Genomic DNA, 21,106 nt, shown 5'->3' with positions numbered 1-21,106 from the left:
GAATATGCGCATGCAATCTTCCAACTTATATTAAAAATATCCTTGAAATGAACCGGGAGTCCATATATGCAATGACGAGAATCAATAGCGTGTTACGCTACTTTATCCTTTTCCAAGTCGTCGAATTGTTTTTTCAAATCATAGTTGCTGTCAGTAACAATTTTTTCCAGTACTTCAACCCGTTCTTTCAACTGCGCAATTTCAGATTCAAGCCGAGAAACTTCTTGATTGGCCTTTTTCAGGTTTTTAGAGCGATGAGAACCGGTGATCGAAACGATAACCCAGGCTATAATAGCGACGATGGCGATAGCAGTCATATTCATCTTTTAGTCCTTATTCGTCAGATATAAAATCAGTTTAATGGGAATTGATTGAAAATGCTTCTTTTTTATTCAATCCATTTTATTTGGGAAAAAAGCAATATATTGGCCAAGGTTAGAAATCAATTTAAAAACAATGGGATATGTAATTCTCACTCGTGTGCGTGACGCGTGAGTTTGTTATTTTAACTAACTGAGTGGTTAATCTCACCAATGCATAACGAAATTTATAATCAAGATATAAAGTGGATGCATCACGCTTTACAACTGGCGGATAATGCGGAAAAAATGGGAGAAGTGCCGGTCGGTGCTGTGGTGGTGCTAAATGAGAACGTTATTGGAGAAGGGTGGAATACGCCAATAACATCCCACGATCCTTCAGCGCATGCGGAAATGAATGCATTGAGAGCCGCCGCGAAACGGGTTGAAAATTATCGGGTAGTAAACTCAACACTGTATGTAACGCTCGAACCTTGTCCCATGTGTGCCGGTATGCTGGTTCATGCGCGGGTTAGTCGAATTGTCTTTGGCGCATATGATCTTAAAACCGGGGCCGCAGGATCTGTTATCCAACTATTGCAACATCCTCAGTTAAATCACCAACTAGATATTAGGGCAGGGGTGCTGGCTGAAGAGTGTGGTAGTAAACTTTCAGCCTTTTTTAAAAAACGTCGTTTAGAAATAAAACGTGCTAAACAAGCACAAAAATACATTAAGATGCCTTAGCGACTTGTTCGAATAAATCACTGGCTATAAATACGCGACGACGGTGCAACACCTTTTGATGGTCGCGTTTAAGCATTCTTTTTCTGCGGTTGTTATTTGAAAGGGTCTTGCGCATGGTACTTTTTCTAATCCTTTGTTTATTTTAAGTCTAACTTTTTATTATTTTCAAATTGTATAAAGAGAAGATGAAGGCTTTATGACACAATTCAAGGAGAGGGCATGAATTTTGTCGGACGCTTTTCTTCTTCTTTCAATCCCGCTGAATGGCGTTCTTCAAGCCAGACAAGGGTGTCAAAGTAACGGCGAATATTCTCAACATATTGTTTTGCTTCATCTCCGCGTGCATAGCCATATTTGGTCGTACGGTAGTATTTTTTCTGCCGAAGTAGAGGGAGGCGCTGCTTTACTTCTACCCACAAATCTGGGTTTGCACCTTGGCGTTCAGTCAAAACTCTGGCATCTTCTAAGTGGCCCATGCCTATATTATAAGCCGCGAGTGCCATCCATATACGATCCGGGTGGGGAATCCGATCAGGAATTCGACTAACCAGACTAGAAAAATACTGAGCGCCACCCCGAATACTTTGTTCCGCATCAATGCGTGAGGTTACGTTCATATCCATAGCAGTGTTACGGGTCAGCATCATGAGTCCTTTTACCCCTGTCACTGATACTGCATCTGGTTGCCAGTGACTCTCCTGGTAACTCATGGCTGCCAGCAGTCTCCAGTCAATATCGTCAGCATATTGTTTAAACCATTTTTTATAAAGAGGCAGTTCTGTGTTGGCTGCTTCAATAAAAGAACGCGTGTCAACGTAATTAAACTTTCGAACGTGACCGAAATATTTATCTTCCAATACTCTGAATCGACCGTTTTGCTGGATAAGGCCAAAATACTCAATGAGTGCAGCGCGTAACGAATCATCTTGATTTGGATTCAGCAACCATGCAACAGGTAGCAGGGGACGTACGGTAAACCCGATACTTAGCTGCGGATAACGCCTCCGTTGGATAGCCAGTGCGTTGGAATCTGCCAACGTGTAGGGTAATGCCCCTTCAGCAACCATCTGAAGTAATTCTTCAGCGTCTTTATCAGGAGTAGATTGCCAGCTCAAATCAGGCTTTTCGCTCGTTTCATGAAGCAATGTTTGGGCGTGACTACTGCCTTCCACCACCAACAAAGTATCGTCAATGTCGGCGAGGGTGCGTGGGCGTTGGTCCCCCTGTCTGAAAACTAATTTATGGCTAACTTGCTGGTATGCAGGTCCCAGTTTGAACTGCTTAGACACGGCAGAGGTAATAGCGTCTCCCGAAGCCCCAATATCCATATGCCCACTTTTAATTTGAGCGAGCAAAGCCGGATAAGAATAAAAAGGGTAAACCTGTAATTCGATACCTAAGTAGTCAGCGAAGCCTTTTGCCAGTTCATATTCGAACCCTAAAGGACCGTCGGGACCGATATAATATGTGGTGCGACCATATACAGTGGCTAACTTAAGGACCTTTCCCGCCACCAAAGAGTTCAGGGAATTAGGTATGTAATAGGGCTGGCAACTTGTAAGTGTCAAACCCGCCAATAAAATGAACAGGTACCTAAATGTAAAAAAACGAATGCTTTTCATTATTTCTTGTTAGCCAAAATCAATCAACCAGTTAAAAAAACGTAGAAGTGATGCTATTGCTGGTTAAAAATTCTGTCAAATTCCTCTATAATCCGCGCCGCAATCTTCTCAAACTTTTGAAACCGAATTCATTCTTAAAACGGTTTCTACACTACTTTAGGTAAAGCGATATGTTGGTCCTAAGAGGCGCGCCTGCACTGTCTGTATTCAGACAAACTAAACTGATTGAGTTGTTGGGTCAATCAGGTATTGCTGTAGAAGGTATTCACAGCGAGTTTGTTCATTTAGTTTCATCTACCTCACCTTTAACTGAGCAGCAATCTAGCGTACTAAGTAAGTTGCTAACATATGGGGCTTACGAAGTTAATCACGAGGGCGCTGTCGGTACACTATTTTTCGTCACTCCTCGACCTGGTACTATTTCGCCGTGGTCATCAAAGGCTACTGATATTGCACATAATTGTGGTCTTAAATCAATCGAAAGAATTGAAAGAGGGATTGCATTTTACCTACGCACTAAATCTGATTTAACCCCTAAGCAATATCAAACCGCCGCAGCACTTCTACATGACCGTATGGTTGAAGTAGTGTTTAACGAACTTCACGATGCGGAAGTATTATTTACCCATACCGAACCAAAAACATATGCCGTTGTAGACATTCTAGGACAGGGTAAAACCGCGCTTGAAAATGCTAACGTTAATCTTGGCCTTGCCTTGGCTGATGATGAAGTCGATTATCTTTATGAGAATTTTGTACGTTTAAATCGGAACCCAAACGACATCGAACTATACATGTTTGCGCAGGCAAACTCTGAACATTGCCGTCATAAAATATTTAATGCAAGTTGGACAATTGATGGCGAAGAGCAGGAAAAATCACTTTTCAAAATGATTAAGAACACTTACGAACTGTGTTCGGACTTTGTCTATTCAGCCTACAAAGATAACGCCGCAGTGATGGAAGGGTGGCAAGCAGGCCGTTTTTTCTCGGATCCGCAAACTCACCAATATGAATATCACCATGAAAATATCGATATTTTGATGAAGGTGGAAACGCATAACCATCCCACTGCTATTTCGCCATTTCCTGGCGCAGCAACAGGTTCCGGGGGTGAAATTCGTGATGAGGGGGCCACTGGGAGAGGCTCAAAACCTAAAGCGGGATTGGTTGGCTTTAGTGTATCTAATTTGAATTTACCTGGTGCTCTACAACCTTGGGAGCAGAACTACGGTAAACCTCAACGTATTGTTAGCGCACTAGATATTATGACGGAAGGACCATTAGGGGGGGCTGCGTTTAATAATGAGTTTGGGCGTCCTAATCTTCTGGGTTATTTCAGAACTTACGAACAGCAGGTTAACAGCTTTAATGGTGTGGAAGTGCGCGGTTATCACAAGCCCATCATGATTGCGGGTGGCTTAGGCAATATTCGCCGCGAGCATGTGGAAAAAGGCGAAATCACTGTGGGCGCCAAATTAATCGTGCTTGGCGGTCCGGCGATGAACATCGGCTTGGGTGGTGGCGCAGCTTCCTCTGTTACTTCCGGCCAATCCAGTGAAGATTTAGACTTTGCTTCTGTGCAACGCGATAACCCAGAAATGGAAAGACGGTGTCAGGAAGTGATAGATAACTGTTGGCAAATGGGCGATGAAAATCCCATCCAGTTTATCCATGACGTGGGGGCAGGGGGCTTATCGAATGCTTTACCTGAGCTAGTAAGTGATGGGGGCCGCGGGGGGAAGTTTGAATTACGCAAGGTGCTGACTGACGAACAGGGTATGACCCCGCTCGAGCTGTGGTGCAACGAGTCCCAGGAACGCTATGTCCTGTCCGTTGCGCCTGAAAACTTAGCCAGATTCACCGCAATATGTGAGCGAGAACGTGCACCATTTGCCATTGTCGGTGAGGCAACAGAAGATAACCATCTGTTACTAAATGATAGCCATTTCGACAATCAACCTATTGATATGCCTTTAGATGTGTTGCTTGGCAAACCGCCGAAGATGCACCGGGATGTGCATTCGTTATCCGTCACCGGTCAAGCATTTAATCGCAGTGATGTGACTATTAAAGATGCGGTTTCTCGAATCCTGAAATTACCCACGGTAGCTGAAAAAACGTTCTTAATTACCATTGGCGATCGCTCCGTAACGGGCATGGTTTCGCGCGATCAGATGGTAGGTCCCTGGCAGATTCCTGTTGCTGATGTGGCCGTAACCACCTCAGCTTTCGACACTTACCAAGGCGAGGCAATGGCGATGGGGGAACGTACGCCGGTCGCACTTCTTTCTCATGCTGCCTCAGCACGCATGGCCGTGGGTGAAGCGTTAACCAATATCGCAGCGGCTGATATTCAGGATATTAAACGCATTAAACTCTCTGCCAACTGGATGACCGCAGCCGGTCATCCTGGTGAAGATGCAGGTTTGTATGAAGCCGTCAAAGCGATAGGTGAAGAGCTTTGCCCTGCCTTGGGTTTAACCATCCCCGTTGGTAAAGACTCTATGTCTATGAAAACCGTGTGGCAAGATGAGAAGGGGGAAGACAAAGCGGTCACAGCCCCTCTTTCACTGGTCATCTCCGCGTTCGGCGCCGTCCAGGATGTTCGTAATACCCTTACCCCCCAACTCAAAACTGATATTGGTGAAAGCCGTTTAATATTGCTTGATTTAGGCGCAGGTAAAAACCGTCTGGGCGCTAGCTGCTTGACGCAAGTATATAACCAATTAGGTGACCAACCCGCTGATGTAGACAGTGCAGAAGGGTTGTTAAACTTCTTTAAAGCGATACAAAAGCTTATTCGTAAAGGTTTAGTTCATGCCTATCACGATCGTTCCGACGGGGGCTTATTTGTCACCTTGGCTGAAATGGCGTTTGCAGGTAAAACGGGTATTAGCGTAGAACTGGACAGCCTTGACGCAGATGATGTAGCAGTGTTGTTTAACGAAGAACTGGGTGCTGTGATTCAAGTCAAAGACGCAGACTGGTCACAAGTTGAAGAGGTGCTGGCTGAATTTGATTTGCTCGGGTGCAGCCATTTAATTGGTACGTTAAATAGTCAAGACAGTATTGAAATTAACCGGGATGGTGTCGCTGTCTTTACTGACAGTCGGGTAAGTTTACGGACCATGTGGGCTGAGACCACCCATGCAATGCAGCGGCTGCGTGATAATCCTCAGTGTGCAGATGAAGAACATCAGGCAAAACAGGATGTGACCGATCCCGGCCTTAATGCCAAACTGAGTTATGATGTGAATGAAGATATTGCTGCACCATTTATCGTGAAAGGTAGTAAACCTTCAGTGGCAATTTTGCGCGAGCAAGGTGTTAACTCTCATTTGGAAATGGCTGCGGCATTCACCCGCGCGGGGTTTAATGCTATAGATGTACACATGAGTGACGTACTACGAGGCAAAGTATCATTGAATAACTTTAATGGTCTCGCTGCCTGCGGAGGGTTTTCTTACGGTGATGTCCTGGGGGCTGGTGAAGGTTGGGCAAAATCCATTCTATTCAATGAACGCGCCCGTGACGAGTTCAGTCAGTTCTTTGCCCGTGAACAAACATTTAGTCTGGGCGTGTGTAACGGCTGTCAGATGTTGTCAAACCTCAAAAGCTTAATCCCCGGTACTGAGCACTGGCCTCATTTCGTCACCAATCGCTCAGAGCGATTCGAAGCTCGGGTGGCGATGGTAGAAGTGCAACAGTCTACTTCAGTGCTGTTTGATGGCATGGAAGGCTCAAGGATGCCTATCGCCGTCTCGCATGGGGAAGGTCTGGCGCAATTTAAGACCAATGATGCATTGGGCGCTGTCAATGCCAACAAACAGGTAGCGTTACGTTATATTGATAATAAGGGACAGGTAGCATCACAATACCCTGCCAATCCTAATGGTTCTCCAGAAGGGATCACAGGTCTCACTTCATTAGACGGACGATGTACTATCATGATGCCGCACCCTGAACGCGTATTCAGAACGGTTGCCAATTCCTGGCATCCTGATGACTGGCAGGAAGATAGTGCGTGGATGCGTATTTTTAGGAACGCGCGAGTATTTGTTGGATAAATGCTTATTGGTCCCACTGCGTATAGATGACAGTCTTTAGCAAGCCACTTAATAATATGAATTCGCCCGAAGACAGGATATGTATTTAGAATGCATATCTTGTCAATGCGCATTAATTAGTCTAGAGTAGCTAGTTGGCTAAGGAATGCTCTACTAAGTAATGGATACGACATGCGCTAATCTGGGTATTGTGTTACACATTGTAAATACCCCCAGAAAAATAAAAAGAGACGGCAATGAATCGCTCATCAAGAGGCTTCGGCTTAACAGGCGTTGCTATCGCAGTGTTATTTATGACTGTGACGGCCATATACAGTACTTCTGCTAGTTCGACTGAACTAGAATACATTAACCTAGCGTCGACGATTACGTTCCCGATTAATTAATTTTTGATCTGGGTGCTTTTTCAGTAAAGCATAGGTTGCTCCTAAACCGCCGTGCATGGGTTGCGCGGTGTGGAATGCTATTACTTCCTCTAAGTCTCGTAACCATCTATTTAAATAGCTTTTTTTCAATCCTGGGAATGGTTTGCTCTGTTCACCTTTACCGTGTTGGATAAGTATTGCTCGAACACCTTTTTCATGGCAACTTACCACCGTCTGATAAAGCTGGTCACGGCTTTGTTTGAGGGTTAATCCTTTCAAGGAGAGGCGATAGTCGATGACATATTTTCCCAACCTTAAATTTTTAAATACACCATCCTGAATACCAGGTTGTTGGTACGCGATAAAGTCATCGGGAGAAACCGGCTCCACGGCCTCCAAACTTAGTGGGTTCGCCGAGGTGGTTTGATTGGTGTGGTCGTTAACTAACTTATTCGCCTTTTCGGCGAGGCTTTTTTCAGGAGAATGGAGATTAATTTTATCGTCCCCTGCCAATGGCCTGACATCTGAAAACGCTTCAAAAAAAGATAGGTCGTTGTGATTTGATGTAGACATGGAACCCTCCTGAGAATGACCGCTCAATAATCTCAAACTGTCTTACGTCTTATTTAAGGGCTAGGCTCAAAATAACAAGAGGTAATAGAGCATTATTAGCTGATGCCCCTTCTGCATGTTTTAGAAGACTTTGCGGAAAGCGTAGAATGAGCTGGTCACGCCGATCGTGAGGTACAATGGCAGCTAAGCGCTTCTAAATATTTATCCCTTGTGAAATCATAATAAGTATAGCAACGCTTTTTCGAATGATGTTAGCCTACTCTTGGGCCAAACACTGCTCATATATATTGCTGACGCTAACTTAGTGATCAGATACGCTAGGTAGGACCCTGAGTCTGCGATAATAGAGCCTTCATGCTCATCCGTGATTTGGGGGCATTAAATTTCAAAGACAATGAAAATCTAAAACGTTTGTGAGTCATAGCTATAGTGTATTGTTTAGTTAAGATATATCTTAAGTACATTACAAATATTTCAAATGCACCTCTATAAATGACGACGGTTAGAATTGGTTGGTAAAATATTATTCACTTGGATCTATCCGTGTGACTTCACTCGGCTATCTTCATATTTGCTAAAGGCAGGGAAAGGGGCTTTCACCACTAAATAGCCTGCCCATTGCCAGTTGCCCATCAAATTATTCCTGTTGAATAAAATTTTGGTAGGGATAGATATGAACCCCTTGCGGCCCATCTTCACCGGTAGAATACGAACTAGGTGGATTGCGCAGTACCACCACGACGTAGTCACCATGAATATAAATTGAGCTTATACTGTTTTCAATCTCTGCTGTTACTCGTCGTACAACTTTACCCTCTTCGATGATAAAGTGAATAAGCTTTTTGTCATTACCCAACATGAGCCCCGCAGGTGTTTGAGCAATAATATCGTAACCTGTATTATCCGTAACTAAATCTGAAATTTTTACGATTTTCTCTATCGACGAATCAGAAATTTCGAACTTTACTAAACCACCACTCCCATCACTATCAGGCTGATCAGTTGGTTTAACGGGTGCGTAAATATTCCCCTCAAAGCTATCTATATCTAAAGGCCACCACGATTCTCCCGTCTCCACATCAGAAACGGTTTCATAATGGCTGCCGTGCTTTTTATATATAGTAAGTTTACTATTTTTTGACGCGTCGTCGATTGGCGTGCTAAATATTGCTAGATGATCATCGGAGAAGGCATACACATTATCGATGTAATCCTCCCGCATGATAATAGTATTAATAATAATTCCATCGTCTTCTATACAGGCTTGTTTGACGGAGCTTAGGGACGTTTGCTGTTCGGCAGTAACGAGCCAATAGAAACAGTTTTTATTGTGCGCGAGAGCAGTTTGCTTTAACGCTTCATCCGGGGTTTTTTCAATCAGGCTAAGGTTGTCACCGTCATATGCGTAAAATTCAATGTGATTGAAATTATGGGCGGCGATAACATTGTCTTGAACTTGTATAATGTTAAATAAAAATTCGGGCAATAACTCATGCTGGTCGATATAACCGTTTTTATCTAAGGTGAACCTGAGTAATCCAGTCAAAGTGGGTATAAGAATTTGCTCGTTCCAGCTGCTAATTACATTTTGTGTGCCCGAGGCCCAAAGGGAATCAATTGCTTCAATTTCAATATATATATCGGCAATGCCGTCATCGGCACCGTAATCTTGTTTATCGTTTTGGATGTCATCAACGACTTCAAATTCATCGTTTTCTTGAATGGATTCTTCTCGGCTCTCCCCCCCACACCCAAGCAGGAATAAACTAGCCAATACTAATAGTTGTATACTTTTAATCATCCTCTATCCTTGAATAGTAAGGGAGGTTTATTCCTCCCTTATATTACCCATTAATAACACGCAGATGCATATCGCAGAGTAACACTATTTGAGCTAGCACTACATCCGGAGCTATTGCAGGCTTGCACCGTAGCACTTTTCGTAGAAGACACGTTCACACTCTTAAACGTAGAGGTTTGCGATGTCCAGTACGCGCCATTTAAATAAATTTTATAGGAAGTGGCGCCTGGTATAGCATTCCATGACATCTGGTTGCTCCCATAACACGCATCCCAGAAAGCGGACAAAGAAGGCGTCGCTAATGTCCCATAATCAAGTTCATCAATCGCATCTCGTAAGTCCGGTCTTACCCCCACCTGCACCCCAGACGGTTCCTGAACACCGGTAGAACTCAAAATTGTTCTTATCGTTTCGACATCAAGTGTAGCGCCTTTACTTTGCTTGCTAAAACCTTGTAAAGAGGCAACGGCACCTGCAACGATAGGACTTGCTGAAGACGTACCACCAAAACCTGCCCCATATCTTCTATCAATTCCTTCATTAAAAAGATCGGTACCATATAGGCCCGCAGCGGCTACGTCATCTCCCCACGCATTAAAGTCGATCCTGGTTCCGTGGTTTGAGAAACCGCTTCTTGTTATAGTGGAAGAACTAACTGTAGCAGCGACAAGAAAAGCACCAGAGTCTCTGGTATTCAGGTCAAATCGATTATTATAAATACTTGAGTCTAAGTCTTCGTTACCGTTACCTGCCGCTTCCACTACTACGACCCCTTTAAGATACGCGTATCTAATTGCATCGAAGTTAGCCTGGTTCCACTCCATAGGAACGCATTCATCATGGTTCGTAGTGTCGCAGCGGTCGCCCGAATTAATGTTTCGGTTAATTTGTCCTTCCAACACCATCACATCACCTGCCGAAAGATTGTCTGCTGCGGCACGTATAGATCCAGACGTACTGCTTCCCCATCCATAAAAACCTAATTGGCTTCCATAAGCGATACCTTTAACACCAATACCATTGTTTCTGGCGCCTAAAACACTCATCACAGCCGTTCCATGGTCATCATTATCGTTATCATTTACGCGAATGAAGGGGGAAGGCAAATCTTCATGATTCGAGTTATAACCGTTCTCCATATCTATAATTTTTACCCCTGCACCATTTCCGCCTGGTTTTGTCCAGGCATAATCTGCATCAATACCGTAAGGACTTGAAGTGAGATAGCCTTGATGACTTTGTAAATTAGGGGTCGGAGTTGTTGAACCCCCCCCACCCGGAGGACCTACGTCATCACACGTATATGGGCACTGAACGTACTCTGTCGATATCACAGGCGTTTCCAATTCAATGTGTGAGATTATCGGTACAGCTACTAATGCATTGTATATCATTAGTATTTCATCGTGCGACATGTCAGCTGAAAGAGGCACTGAATACCAATTTTCTAACTTTGGTAATTTTTTTCCTCTGGCCTTAAATTCTTTATACTTTTTACGGTATTCCTTATAGGTTTTATCTCCATGTATTCGCTTAACTTTCTTTAAAAACGGGAGTGAATTTAATGAAAATGTATCCTTATCCAACATACCGTCAAGCTTTTTGAATTTTCCTTTATTCAATTCAAAATTTTCAAGCTTTTCATCAATTTTAAAACTAATACTTAAATATTCAGTCTGGTCATTTAAGAACATTTTGTATTGCGGGCTGCTGTCTTCATCAGCGTATGATATTGAGTGGGTAAAGGAAGCTGTAATAAGTGTGATTAAGGCTAATTTTTTTATTTTTTTCATGAAATGTAATCCTTATTTATTTTTCTACAAGTCCTGTCGTCGCGCCTAACCTTTCAAAACTGCCATATTACGGGAGACAGTAAGAAGTCTTAGTCGACAAATCATCAGCCCAACGCAATGATGGAAGTAATCGATAAATGAGCTAATATCAATAAGTTAGTATAATTATAATTTTGAGTCTATGTTTTTGGTGTTTTTTATTTTTGGGGTGAATGTGGGGGCGGTGCTGGTTCCCGCTTTGGCTGGTTAGTCGTTTTAAATTGGACAACGTGGCTAGAATGGCCGGGATCTACGCGATCTGTAAGCGGGGTAGTCACATGCTAAATAGATTAAACCTACCGGACTGGAGTGAGGTTTCTCCTTAATCAGAACAGGTTAACACTGGAATATAATCCACATTTAGTGGTGAAAAAGGCCAAAACGAACAAAAAGACGTAATAGAACGGGATTTACACAAGAAGCTTCACCCATAGTAATCTTATAAAGGTAAAGCGAATTCAAGGCACAGTCACGTTAGACGGCAAAGAACCGTAGCTTTATTCCCGGAAGATTGCATCTGATGTTGGCTCATATCAGCTGCGAGGTTAAGCGCCGATGAGCGCGTTAGGTGGGTAGCAGATCACAACAAAAATACGGAGCTACCAATAGAAATATTAATAACTACCAGCGTTAGAGGAAGCTCGGAAACACTTCCACCGGTTTAAAGGGTATTTTCGGTGTTTCCAGTAGGCAAGCTTTGCAAACTAACGAAGGCTAGTGCTAGCGCTTCGGAGTTGAATTCGCGCTTGAACGATTGACGAGATTTCAAAATATTAATAAGAAGGCTGGCGTCCCCACCGCGACTCGAACGCAGATCTAAAGCTTAGGAGGCTCTTGTTTTATCCAGTTAAACTATGGGGACGTATAGCGGGGGCATTGTAAACGGAATCGCGCTGATTGTTAACAATGCAATTGATTTTGCTTTTGGCATACTATCATGCCATTCCAATTCCTATTATGTTTGCGCATTCCGACAAATTCAATCGAACTAGTGAAAAATAACGCAGGGCTGGTTTGGCCTGGGACTATGCTGGTGAATTACACCGAGTAGGTAGATTTCTCTATTGCCCTGCGGAAGAGACTTTTTCACGTCTTACAGGTTCCGATTACTCTTCACTTGGATTCATCCTGTGTCACAAAATTGACGGGGCAGAAACTAACACTGACTATTCAGGTTCTCTTTGTTCAATAGAGGGGGAAAGAAATCGCCCCCGGTCGTGGGAACGGGCGATGATAATCCCCCAAACTCACAGTTAACCACCCAAATAATAATGTGTTCTGCTTTCTCTTAGCGTTTTGCGACAAAATCGTTAGGTTGAATATTGGCCAGTACAAAATCTCCCACCGCTTCAACCGTAGCAGTATCAGCGAATGCCGCTACTACTTTTACCTTTCCAGGGTAAAGCCGATATTGTAAAAAGCCTTGTCCAAACGCATCTTCAACAATATTTGTTTGGTATAAGGACAGCTCATCCCCAACTTTAATACCATGTTCGCGACCAATTGAGACTTGAATTTTATCGTTATAAATTTTGAGTACTCTACCTGTAGCGGGGTGACAAATTAAGGTTTCCGCCACGTCGGCAACCAACTCAGATAATTTAGAAGAAACGGCATGCCCATAGGACGATTGCCAAAAAGTGTGACTGCTTGTATCGATCTGGGCAAAACGGTCAAATTGCCATGGGGCGGTTGTTGCGTAATGCTTGCGTAAAAGTGTTGCGCCATTCATTCCATCGATCAGTTGAATATCCAGCCCAAAATGTCTGTTTGATTCTTCGTTCTCCCAAAAGGCATAGTCCCTAGGCTGGGTTCGTGACACACTAATATCGGTAATGGTACCGGCAAGAATGAACTGCGCTTTGCTTTGCCTCGCTAAAGCAGGAGCCTGACGCAGCACATTCACGTCATCCCACCGTGCTGTGTAGGGAGCAATATAATTAATAATAACGGTATCAGTAGCGTTATCGAACTGCGTTTTTAGTTTTCGACTCGTTTCGGCACCAATTTTATGTAATTGCCCGTCTTGTGCTTGCAACGGATTTTGTAAGGGCAAAAAGCTAGTGGCTATCGTTTTCAGGTATGAAGCTGGCTCACATTGAGCAGTTTTGGGGACGACATCAGCTCTTATAGTAACCGTAACATAATCATCGTGCCAGGTTTCACTAACAAGCTCGACACTGTCTATTTCGCCGTTTGCGGCAATCTGAAAAGCGTCGTTTTGAAGCAATCCGTTTGTCAAAGTTTGCACACTTCGAATAGACGCGCCCGCAAATAATAACGCTTGTTTTATGGCTTCATTAGTTGCTTGCTCTTTGGCGCGTTCTCTATCGCCAGAAATGACAACGGCTTGCCCCTGTGCTTCATACCAAGCGGCATAACTTTGCCCCGGCAAAAAACTAAGGCAGCTCAGCAGTAACCATCCTGGGATGACTTTTGCGTGAAGAATAAGGTTTATTAAACGACTGCTACTCATGCTCTTTACCTGCTTAACTACGCGCCAGAATCTCGACTCGGTCTGATTAAAGCATAATGCATTCCTCTTTTGATGCTGACTTCTAAATGCACCTCAATTTCGTTGAGTAAGGGGACCGTTCATACAGGCACGTTAATTGCCTTTTAAAAACTAGAGAGAAAAAAGTGAGTTCTTTGTCGCCTGAAAGGGGTGGGTAGCACGATGTCAATTAGCAATAAATTTCTATTATCAATTTCTGTAGTGCTTTCATTGAGTGCGTGCACCAGTATGTACGATAAACACGTAGAATGGGAAGTGATTCAACCTAAACAATATCCGGTATTAAAGGCGGTGGGTTACGCGCCTGTAGATGCGCAACATGGAACCACTAACAGTATTAAAGAAATTATGGCAATGAAAGCGTCTAAGCTGGACGCCTATCGCGAGCTGGCAGAGCAAGTCTATGGACAGCGTATCGCCGGTAATCAATCTATTGCTAATATGGTGATGGGTGATACACAGCTACAAGCTTCTGTTGAAGGCATTATTCGCGGCGCACGAGTGGTAAAATCTTATCCAGTGGGTGAAGATACCTACGCTACTGAGCTTGAATTGGATATGAGAACAGTTTATCAATTGTATTTGTCGACGGCTAAACCACGCCAAATAAAAGAAGTGAAATATTATTAGAATCTACGATAAGGCGTTATGCGCTCACACCTTTACCTGTGCTTCCTGGCTTTGGTTTGCCACTTTTGTCGTAGGTGAGCGATTCTTTCGCCCGAACCTCAAGCATTAAATTTCTTAGGTGGGTAAGACGAAGCTGCCCTTGTTCGACAGCTTTCTGGTTCACTTGGGTACGATACTGGCACTGTTCCAGAAGGGCTTTAGCGTCGGCAATCAGATTTTCGATTTCGGCTGGAATCGAGCCTGTAGCAACCAAATCAGAATAAAGCTTGTTAACAGTTTGGTCGAGTTGCTGGATTTCTTCGAGGGTCTGCTCTTTTTCCTTAAGCAAAGTCATTAACGCTTCAGCATCTCTGGAACTAATTAAATGCAACTCCTGTTCGAGCAAAACGGCAAGCTGATTTAAATTATCAACTTGTTGCGTAAGCAAAGATTGCAATGATTGTTCCATTACCTACCCTTAAGAATTTGAACCGAATACCTCAGCTTCCAGTCGAGCGATCTTACTTGCTAAAGCTTGTGGGTCGATGCTGTAGTCACCGCTTTGAACGGCTTTTTTCAGCTTTTCCACACGCTCTTCATTAACTGGCGCTTCATTACTTTTCTTTTGCACTTGATTCAACTGCTGAGCAGACTGTGTCAGTGACACTGAATCCTGACGGGGTGCAGTTGCAGCCGCGCCTTTTGCAGTTTGCTGTTGGGCTGCTGCCTGATTAGCGTTCTGCTGATTATTTAGTTTCGCATTGTCTAATGGCGTTTTATGCACACCATTATTATTTACATTATTGATTGCCATGATAAAAATTCCACTACCGTTAACACCTCATCAAGGTTATCGGCAACAGTCTTCGATACTTTAGTCTAAATTTTCCAGTAATGTCATGAAAATTTATACTCAGCAACTTCACTAGAGACTGACAATAACCTCATTCGTATTGGCGACCTCTGCAATCACAGATTTTTGTGAGCTTGCATTGGTAACCCGAATACTTTCTCCGACTACGCCATCCTGCTGCGCTATTCCCGCTGTTTTAATCAGCATTCCAGAGGTGCGAGCGCTAATTGTAATACGATCGCCCTTACAAACAAAGCATAACATGTTTGCCTGGATTGGCTGACCTTGCCGCACACGGTGCTTCATCCTAGCGCCAATTAACTGTGATAAGTCGGAGTAGGCTGTATGCCTTAACCACTTAATATCAATATCGGCAAGCATGAGATTTTCTTTAGTCAACACTGTGCCCGGACTTACCATACCCGAAGTGACGACCACGGAACGCGTGCGTGTAACGCGACCGTTGGTAAATACATACCATTGATTATTATTACAACTCACTCTGACCGAGATATACGCCTGTGATAGGGACTCCGAGTCGGCGTGATATTGAAAGCCAGTAGGGCATGCCGGAATTTGGATACGGTCATCGACAGGGGATACCTCAACCACGATGTTGTCCTCACCATGGTTATCGCCTATTGCCTGCATCAGGTAATCATGCGCTCCACGTTCAATTTGTTTATGCAAGTTTACTTTCTCACTTGCGATTGTCGGAAAGGCCATTATCATCCATAGCATCCCAGACATACTGGCTCGCCAACATTGAGATTTATTCTTAAATAGTGAAAACATACTCTTTTTGCATTTTTTCGTGTTCAGTTGGTGACATTTTGTCTATGATTAAAGTTCACTACATGGCAGAAGACCGCTAAGTGGAAAGTGTTATGTCACTTATTTGACGATTTTTACTGCTCACGTTTCAGTAGTCAGGTCTAACGCAATGTTCGTGCCCAATTTTTAAAGAGGTGATGTATGTCAGGCATTCTAGATTCCGTTAACCAGCGAACCCAGTTAGTTGGGCAAAATCGGCTGGAATTGCTGTTGTTCCGTTTAAATGGGCGTCAGCGGTTTGGAATTAATGTTTTTAAAGTGCGTGAAGTTTTACAATGTCCCCCTCTCACTTCAATGCCAAAACTTAATGCTTTAGTTAGAGGTGTAGCTCACATTCGCGGGCAAACTATATCGGTTATCGACTTAAGTATGGCCACGGGCGGAAGAAAAATTGAAGATCTTTCTTCCGCTTTTATTGTAATTGCAGAATATAACCGCTCAGTTCAAGGGTTTTTGGTAGGTGCAGTGGAGCGAATTATCAACACAAACTGGGACGCCATAATGCCACCGCCTCAGGGTACTGGCCGAGCAAGCTATTTAACAGCGGTGACCGAAGTTGAAAATGAGCTGATTGAAATCTTAGATGTTGAAAAGATTCTTAACGAAATTTCTCCCCTGAATGCAGAGGTGAGCGCAGATGTGGCAGCTAATCTGCAAACTGAAGGTAATGAAGATAAAATCATCTTTATCGCGGATGATTCTTCCGTTGCTCGTAACCAAGTGAGAAAAGCATTAACGTCTCTAGGATTAGAAATTGAGACCGCAAAAAATGGTCTTGAAGCCTTAAAAAGGTTAAAACAAATTGCCGAAGAATACGGCGATGTAACCAACCGGGTGGGCGTACTGGTGTCTGATATCGAGATGCCCGAAATGGATGGTTATACATTAACTGCGGAGATCAAAAATACGCCTGAACTGCAAAAGTTGCATGTAGTCTTACATACCTCACTGAGCGGTGTCTTTAACCAGGCTATGGTGAAAAAAGTAGGTGCTGATGACTTTATTGCCAAGTTCCATCCAGACGAGTTGGCAACAGCGGTACAGAAATGGCTAGTTAATCCTAAGCAAGAATAGGACGGCAACGGATTGAAAAATAGAGAGGTTTCTGAGGAAAGTTACCTTCAGTTTGGGCGCTTTCTTGAGCAACAATGTGGCATAGTACTAGGTGAAAACAAGCAGTATCTAGTACGTAGCCGTCTGTCTTCTTTGCTCTATACTTATAATGTTGACGCCTTGGATACCCTAATCAATAAGGTGGTGACGGGTAGAGACAAGAATATGCTGCAGTCTGTTATCGACGCCATGACGACTAATGAAACGTTATGGTTTCGTGACACTTACCCCTTTGAATTATTGGTCAATCGCATTTTGCCAGAATTTTCGACCCTATCTCGCCCACTCAAAATTTGGAGTGCGGCATGTTCTTCAGGGCAGGAACCCTATTCTATAGCGATGTCCGTTTTGGAGTTTCAACGTCAAAACCCCAGTTCTCTGAAACGCGGAGTCGAGATCGTGGCCACTGATTTGTCGACATCCATGTTGGCTCGTTGCGAAGAAGGTATCTATGATGAGCTATCATTAGCCAGAGGGTTATCGGAGGAACGCAGACAACGTTACTTTACGCGTCATGAAGATGGTCGCATGATGGTGAAACCCGAATTAAAACGTATGGTAACGTTTCGCAGTATGAATTTGCTGCATTCCTATGCGAATTTAGGGAAGTTCGACCTTGTCTTTTGCCGTAATGTCTTAATTTATTTTGCCCCGGCAATTAAACAAAAAATACTGCAACAAATTGCCGGATTACTGCAACCGAACGGTATTCTTTTTCTTGGCGCATCTGAATCGATCAGTACAGCTACCGCGTATTTTAACATGGTGAAGTGCTCTCCAGGCCTCTATTATCAACGTAAACCCTAACTACATTCTTTTTTACTTAAGCCAATAAATCAATTTGGCATCTCAATTGCTATATCCTTTGTGTAAGAGGAGTAAATAGTATGGCAATTGATTTAGATCGTTTAGTCGGATTTCATCAGAAGGCGTTAAATTTGAGAGAACAGCGAATGGAGCTGATCTCTGGCAATATCGCAAATGCTAATACCCCAGGGTATAAAGCCAAGGATATAGATTTCCAAGCTGCGATGAAAATGGCTCAGACCGATCACAAACAGTCAATGGTTCGCACAGATAGCAAACACATGGTCGGAAGCATGCATGCAACCTCCATGATTCAGTATCGCTTACCTCTTCAGCCCGATACAGGCGATGGTAATTCAGTAGAGTTACAACAGGAACGTAATGCGTTTTTGGACAACGGCTTGCGTTATCAGGCCACACTTGAATTTGTTAAAGGCAAGCTGAAGGGTATGAAGAAAGCGTTAAGTGGAGGGCAAGGCGCATGAGTTTATTTAATGTTATGTCAATTTCCAGTCAAGGAATGGAAGCTGAGTCTGTTCGTCTTAATACCACGGCTAGTAATATTGCCAACGCGAACAGTGTAAGTAGCAGTGAGGGCGAAACTTACCGCGCACGTAAGCCAGTTTTTGCCGCTGAGCTGCAAAAAGCAACCGAACACCAACGTGACGGCGTCGGGGTCAAAGTATTAGGTATCGTAGAAAGCAAAGCCCCTTTGCAAATAGAGTACTCGCCTAATAATCCTATGGCTGATGCAGATGGTTATATATATAAGCCGAATGTAAATATCGTTGAAGAAATGGCCGACATGATGTCTGCTTCAAAAGCATACGAAACTAACGTTCAGGTAGCCGATACCACAAAACGTTTATTTCGCCGCGTACTGCAATTAGGTCAAGGGCAGTAATTAGCCTAAGCCGTAATTGAGGAATTGTAATGAACACAATTAACCCTTCCGATTTAACCAACGATTTATACTGGCAGGAAGAGAAAGTAAAAGTCGCTGATGGTAGCGAGCAGAACCTGACGCAGGAAGACTTCTTCTCATTATTAACAGAACAATTGGCTAACCAGGATCCGACCAAACCGGTAGATAATGATCAGATGGTCGCGCAAATGACCTCCTTTACGATGGCGGATGGTATTTCGCAACTTAACGATAAGTTCGAAGCATTTGCCACCTCAATGACCTCCAATCAGGCGCTTCAGGCTTCCAGTTTGATAGGTCAAAACGTCCTTGTTGAAAGTAATATTGGCCATATGAACGCTGAAGGGGCGGGAGTTTCAGGTGTAGTGGTAAATGGTGAAACTGTACAGAATATGAAAATCACTGTTCAAAACCAGCTGGGTGAAATTGTTAAAACTATTGATGCAGGTACGCAAGGTAAGGGCAACGTCCGCTTCAACTGGGACGGTACGGATGCCCATGGCAATCCAATGCCTCCCGGGGACTATGTTGTAAAAGCCACGGGGGAGGCTGGAGGCGAAGGGATCGCAATTCCCACTGCAATTAATCGCCATGTTGGAAGCGTAAGCCTTGCCGGCAGCGGTAAGGGTATTATTTTGAATTTGGATGGAAATGTCAGCATCAAGCTAGATGATGTTATCCAAATTGGTAGTTAGTAGGAGAGAGTGAGTTATGTCTTTTAACATTGCATTAAGTGGCGTTGCCGCCGCTCAAAAAGACCTTGATGTCACCGCGAACAACATCGCAAACGTGAACACCGTTGGCTTTAAAGAATCCCGAGCTGAATTCGGTGACGTCTATGCATCTTCATTATTAGCAGGTGGAGATACCAAAGTGGGTGATGGTGTTCTCACATTGGAAGTGGCACAACAGTTCTCTCAGGGAAGTTTACAGTTCACAGACACGGCACTGGATCTGGCAATAACAGGGAACGGTTTTTTCGCCACCGTACCTGAAATTACGTCAAGAGATTATTCGTTTACCCGGGCGGGACAATTTAAGCTGGACTCAGATAACTTTGTAGTCAACAGCAACGGGGATAACCTAATGGGTTTCCCAGTAAATAGTGACGGTTCTAGTTCATCAGTGGCACTTAGTACTACTGTACCAGTGCGCATCCCAGATTCATCAGGTTCGCCACAAAAAACGTCTGAAGTTGATATTCGTATGAACTTGCCTGCAAGCGATACCGCCGTAGACCCTATTCAGTTTGATCCTGATGATCCGCTTACCTATAACGCAGCAACCTCAGTAACCATTTATGATTCACTGGGCGACAGCCATGTTATGACCTACTATTTCGTTAAAGATCCTGATCCTGCGGTGACCAACGAATGGTTTTTTGCCACCGCGGTTGATGGAAATTTGGTCGATTTAGTGAACTCGGATGGCTCCGATTCCGACCCAGCAACCGCAGCAAACGCTTTGGGGACCGCCACCGGTAATGATGTTACCGCCGGTAAACTAAAGTTTAGCGCAGGGGGCGACTTTATTGGTATAGAGTCACCCGATGGCGTGGGGCAAACTGACTTTAAAATAGTGACTGAAGCTCTAGGTGGCACCATTCTTAGTAATGGCTCTGATGTTTCGCAGCAAGTCGCTGTCGACTTTAATTTAAACCCCGCTATAGCGACTACGAACGAACCTACACAATTTGCTTCATCGTTTGAAGTAACCTCACTTGAACAAGACGGTCTTCCAGTAGGTAGATTGACGGGCATTGATATCGGCCCAGATGGGTTAGTCAGAGCAACGTTCTCAAATGGTACATCCGAACCTATTGTCAGAGTCGCCTTGGTTCGCTTTTCTAACGAACAGGGTTTAACCCAGGAAAGCAATACACAATGGAAAGAAAGTATTGAATCTGGTGAAGCACTTGCAGGTGAAGCAACTACGGGAACGTTTGGTGAAATCAACTCCTCTGCACTTGAACAGGCAAATGTTAACCTCACAACGGAACTAATTGACCTCATCATTGCCCAGCGTAACTTCCAGGCAAACTCAAGAGCGCTTGAAGTGAATAACCAGCTTAACCAGACAATATTGAATATTCGTTAATAAAATCATGATCTTGAAAAGGCCGCTTCCGCGGCCTTTTTTCT

18 protein-coding genes and 1 tRNA gene are annotated in these 21,106 nt (G+C 43.7%); 9 read left to right on the top strand and 10 right to left on the bottom strand.

Annotated features, from left to right (window positions below; translation table 11 throughout):
- Positions 1-92: 92 nt before the first annotated feature.
- Positions 93-317 (bottom strand): hypothetical protein, encoded by a 225-nt coding sequence (locus tag OPS28_RS08430; RefSeq protein ID WP_442863980.1) that lies wholly within the window; start codon positions 315-317, stop codon positions 93-95.
- A 216-nt stretch (positions 318-533) separates the two neighbouring features.
- Between OPS28_RS08430 and tadA the strand changes: the two genes are divergently transcribed.
- The gene (tadA, locus tag OPS28_RS08425) at positions 534-1,046 is read left to right on the top strand and encodes a tRNA adenosine(34) deaminase TadA (protein WP_265609017.1); all 513 of its coding nucleotides are present in this window, start codon (positions 534-536) and stop codon (positions 1,044-1,046) included.
- A 206-nt stretch (positions 1,047-1,252) separates the two neighbouring features.
- On the opposite strand, the gene mltF is transcribed toward tadA, so the two are convergent.
- Positions 1,253-2,668: a membrane-bound lytic murein transglycosylase MltF gene (mltF, locus tag OPS28_RS08420; protein WP_265609016.1), complete on the bottom strand. Its 1,416-nt coding sequence runs from the start codon at positions 2,666-2,668 to the stop codon at positions 1,253-1,255.
- Positions 2,669-2,838: 170 nt separating this feature from the next.
- Here mltF and purL point away from each other — a divergent pair, with 170 nt between their 5' ends.
- Positions 2,839-6,738 (top strand): phosphoribosylformylglycinamidine synthase, encoded by a 3,900-nt coding sequence (gene purL, locus OPS28_RS08415; RefSeq protein WP_265609015.1) that lies wholly within the window; start codon positions 2,839-2,841, stop codon positions 6,736-6,738.
- 353 nt (positions 6,739-7,091) lie between these two features.
- Here purL and smrA read toward each other — a convergent pair whose 3' ends face one another.
- The 5 genes from smrA to OPS28_RS08390 all read right to left on the bottom strand — a co-directional run bounded on the left by smrA (position 7,092) and on the right by OPS28_RS08390 (position 13,785).
- Entirely contained in the window at positions 7,092-7,676 is a 585-nt protein-coding gene (gene smrA / locus OPS28_RS08410; protein ID WP_265609014.1) for a DNA endonuclease SmrA, read from the bottom strand.
- 637 nt (positions 7,677-8,313) lie between these two features.
- The gene (locus OPS28_RS08405; protein WP_265609013.1) at positions 8,314-9,477 is read right to left on the bottom strand and encodes a hypothetical protein; all 1,164 of its coding nucleotides are present in this window, start codon (positions 9,475-9,477) and stop codon (positions 8,314-8,316) included.
- Between the two features lie 50 nt (positions 9,478-9,527).
- Entirely contained in the window at positions 9,528-11,270 is a 1,743-nt protein-coding gene (locus tag OPS28_RS08400) for a S8 family peptidase (RefSeq protein ID WP_265609012.1), read from the bottom strand.
- Positions 11,271-12,095: 825 nt separating this feature from the next.
- Positions 12,096-12,171 (bottom strand) — tRNA-Arg (locus tag OPS28_RS08395).
- Positions 12,172-12,597: 426 nt separating this feature from the next.
- Positions 12,598-13,785 carry a flagellar assembly protein T N-terminal domain-containing protein gene (locus OPS28_RS08390; RefSeq protein WP_265609011.1) on the bottom strand — a complete coding sequence of 396 codons (1,188 nt, stop codon included), beginning with the start codon at positions 13,783-13,785 and terminating at the stop codon, positions 12,598-12,600.
- Between the two features lie 201 nt (positions 13,786-13,986).
- Here OPS28_RS08390 and OPS28_RS08385 point away from each other — a divergent pair, with 201 nt between their 5' ends.
- Complete coding sequence (locus OPS28_RS08385; RefSeq protein ID WP_265609010.1) at positions 13,987-14,454, top strand: LPP20 family lipoprotein; 468 nt, start codon at positions 13,987-13,989, stop codon at positions 14,452-14,454.
- Positions 14,455-14,470: 16 nt separating this feature from the next.
- On the opposite strand, the gene OPS28_RS08380 is transcribed toward OPS28_RS08385, so the two are convergent.
- The 3 genes from OPS28_RS08380 to flgA all read right to left on the bottom strand — a co-directional run bounded on the left by OPS28_RS08380 (position 14,471) and on the right by flgA (position 16,081).
- Positions 14,471-14,902 carry a flagella synthesis protein FlgN gene (locus tag OPS28_RS08380; protein ID WP_265609009.1) on the bottom strand — a complete coding sequence of 144 codons (432 nt, stop codon included), beginning with the start codon at positions 14,900-14,902 and terminating at the stop codon, positions 14,471-14,473.
- Positions 14,903-14,911: 9 nt separating this feature from the next.
- Positions 14,912-15,247: a flagellar biosynthesis anti-sigma factor FlgM gene (gene flgM, locus OPS28_RS08375; protein ID WP_265609008.1), complete on the bottom strand. Its 336-nt coding sequence runs from the start codon at positions 15,245-15,247 to the stop codon at positions 14,912-14,914.
- A 111-nt stretch (positions 15,248-15,358) separates the two neighbouring features.
- On the bottom strand, positions 15,359-16,081 hold the full coding sequence (gene flgA / locus OPS28_RS08370) for a flagellar basal body P-ring formation chaperone FlgA (protein ID WP_265609007.1): 723 nt from the start codon (positions 16,079-16,081) through the stop codon (positions 15,359-15,361).
- Between the two features lie 180 nt (positions 16,082-16,261).
- Between flgA and OPS28_RS08365 the strand changes: the two genes are divergently transcribed.
- The 6 genes from OPS28_RS08365 (at position 16,262) to flgE (ending at position 21,062) form a co-directional block, all read left to right on the top strand.
- Positions 16,262-17,194, top strand: a complete 933-nt coding sequence (locus OPS28_RS08365) for a chemotaxis protein CheV (protein WP_265609006.1) — start codon at positions 16,262-16,264, stop codon at positions 17,192-17,194.
- Between the two features lie 12 nt (positions 17,195-17,206).
- On the top strand, positions 17,207-18,040 hold the full coding sequence (locus OPS28_RS08360) for a CheR family methyltransferase (protein ID WP_265609005.1): 834 nt from the start codon (positions 17,207-17,209) through the stop codon (positions 18,038-18,040).
- 80 nt (positions 18,041-18,120) lie between these two features.
- Positions 18,121-18,525: a flagellar basal body rod protein FlgB gene (gene flgB / locus OPS28_RS08355; protein ID WP_265609004.1), complete on the top strand. Its 405-nt coding sequence runs from the start codon at positions 18,121-18,123 to the stop codon at positions 18,523-18,525.
- Positions 18,522-18,944, top strand: a complete 423-nt coding sequence (gene flgC, locus OPS28_RS08350) for a flagellar basal body rod protein FlgC (protein WP_265609003.1) — start codon at positions 18,522-18,524, stop codon at positions 18,942-18,944. The genes flgB and flgC overlap by 4 nt, the downstream gene beginning before the upstream one ends.
- Before the next feature lie 29 nt (positions 18,945-18,973).
- Complete coding sequence (locus OPS28_RS08345) at positions 18,974-19,660, top strand: flagellar hook assembly protein FlgD (RefSeq protein WP_265609002.1); 687 nt, start codon at positions 18,974-18,976, stop codon at positions 19,658-19,660.
- A gap of 16 nt (positions 19,661-19,676) precedes the next feature.
- Positions 19,677-21,062: a flagellar hook protein FlgE gene (flgE, locus tag OPS28_RS08340; protein ID WP_265609001.1), complete on the top strand. Its 1,386-nt coding sequence runs from the start codon at positions 19,677-19,679 to the stop codon at positions 21,060-21,062.
- The last annotated feature ends 44 nt before the right edge of the window (positions 21,063-21,106 follow it).

Source organism: Alteromonas sp. ASW11-130 (assembly GCF_026183735.1).
In the GTDB taxonomy this organism is placed as follows: domain Bacteria; phylum Pseudomonadota; class Gammaproteobacteria; order Enterobacterales; family Alteromonadaceae; genus Alteromonas.
The sequence above is the reverse complement of the archived record's forward strand: the minus strand, read 5'-3'. Positions and strand labels throughout refer to the sequence as shown.

Excerpts from the sequence above, each read along its gene's own strand:
- OPS28_RS08430 (WP_442863980.1), bottom strand. The coding sequence starts at position 317 with ATGACTGCTATCGCCATCGTCGCTATTATAGCCTGGGTTATCGTTTCG.
- tadA (WP_265609017.1), top strand. The coding sequence starts at position 534 with ATGCATAACGAAATTTATAATCAAGATATAAAGTGGATGCATCACGCT.
- mltF (WP_265609016.1), bottom strand. The coding sequence starts at position 2,668 with ATGAAAAGCATTCGTTTTTTTACATTTAGGTACCTGTTCATTTTATTG.
- purL (WP_265609015.1), top strand. The coding sequence starts at position 2,839 with ATGTTGGTCCTAAGAGGCGCGCCTGCACTGTCTGTATTCAGACAAACT.
- smrA (WP_265609014.1), bottom strand. The coding sequence starts at position 7,676 with ATGTCTACATCAAATCACAACGACCTATCTTTTTTTGAAGCGTTTTCA.
- OPS28_RS08405 (WP_265609013.1), bottom strand. The coding sequence starts at position 9,477 with ATGATTAAAAGTATACAACTATTAGTATTGGCTAGTTTATTCCTGCTT.
- OPS28_RS08400 (WP_265609012.1), bottom strand. The coding sequence starts at position 11,270 with ATGAAAAAAATAAAAAAATTAGCCTTAATCACACTTATTACAGCTTCC.
- OPS28_RS08390 (WP_265609011.1), bottom strand. The coding sequence starts at position 13,785 with ATGAGTAGCAGTCGTTTAATAAACCTTATTCTTCACGCAAAAGTCATC.
- OPS28_RS08385 (WP_265609010.1), top strand. The coding sequence starts at position 13,987 with ATGTCAATTAGCAATAAATTTCTATTATCAATTTCTGTAGTGCTTTCA.
- OPS28_RS08380 (WP_265609009.1), bottom strand. The coding sequence starts at position 14,902 with ATGGAACAATCATTGCAATCTTTGCTTACGCAACAAGTTGATAATTTA.
- flgM (WP_265609008.1), bottom strand. The coding sequence starts at position 15,247 with ATGGCAATCAATAATGTAAATAATAATGGTGTGCATAAAACGCCATTA.
- flgA (WP_265609007.1), bottom strand. The coding sequence starts at position 16,081 with ATGTTTTCACTATTTAAGAATAAATCTCAATGTTGGCGAGCCAGTATG.
- OPS28_RS08365 (WP_265609006.1), top strand. The coding sequence starts at position 16,262 with ATGTCAGGCATTCTAGATTCCGTTAACCAGCGAACCCAGTTAGTTGGG.
- flgB (WP_265609004.1), top strand. The coding sequence starts at position 18,121 with ATGGCAATTGATTTAGATCGTTTAGTCGGATTTCATCAGAAGGCGTTA.
- flgC (WP_265609003.1), top strand. The coding sequence starts at position 18,522 with ATGAGTTTATTTAATGTTATGTCAATTTCCAGTCAAGGAATGGAAGCT.
- OPS28_RS08345 (WP_265609002.1), top strand. The coding sequence starts at position 18,974 with ATGAACACAATTAACCCTTCCGATTTAACCAACGATTTATACTGGCAG.
- flgE (WP_265609001.1), top strand. The coding sequence starts at position 19,677 with ATGTCTTTTAACATTGCATTAAGTGGCGTTGCCGCCGCTCAAAAAGAC.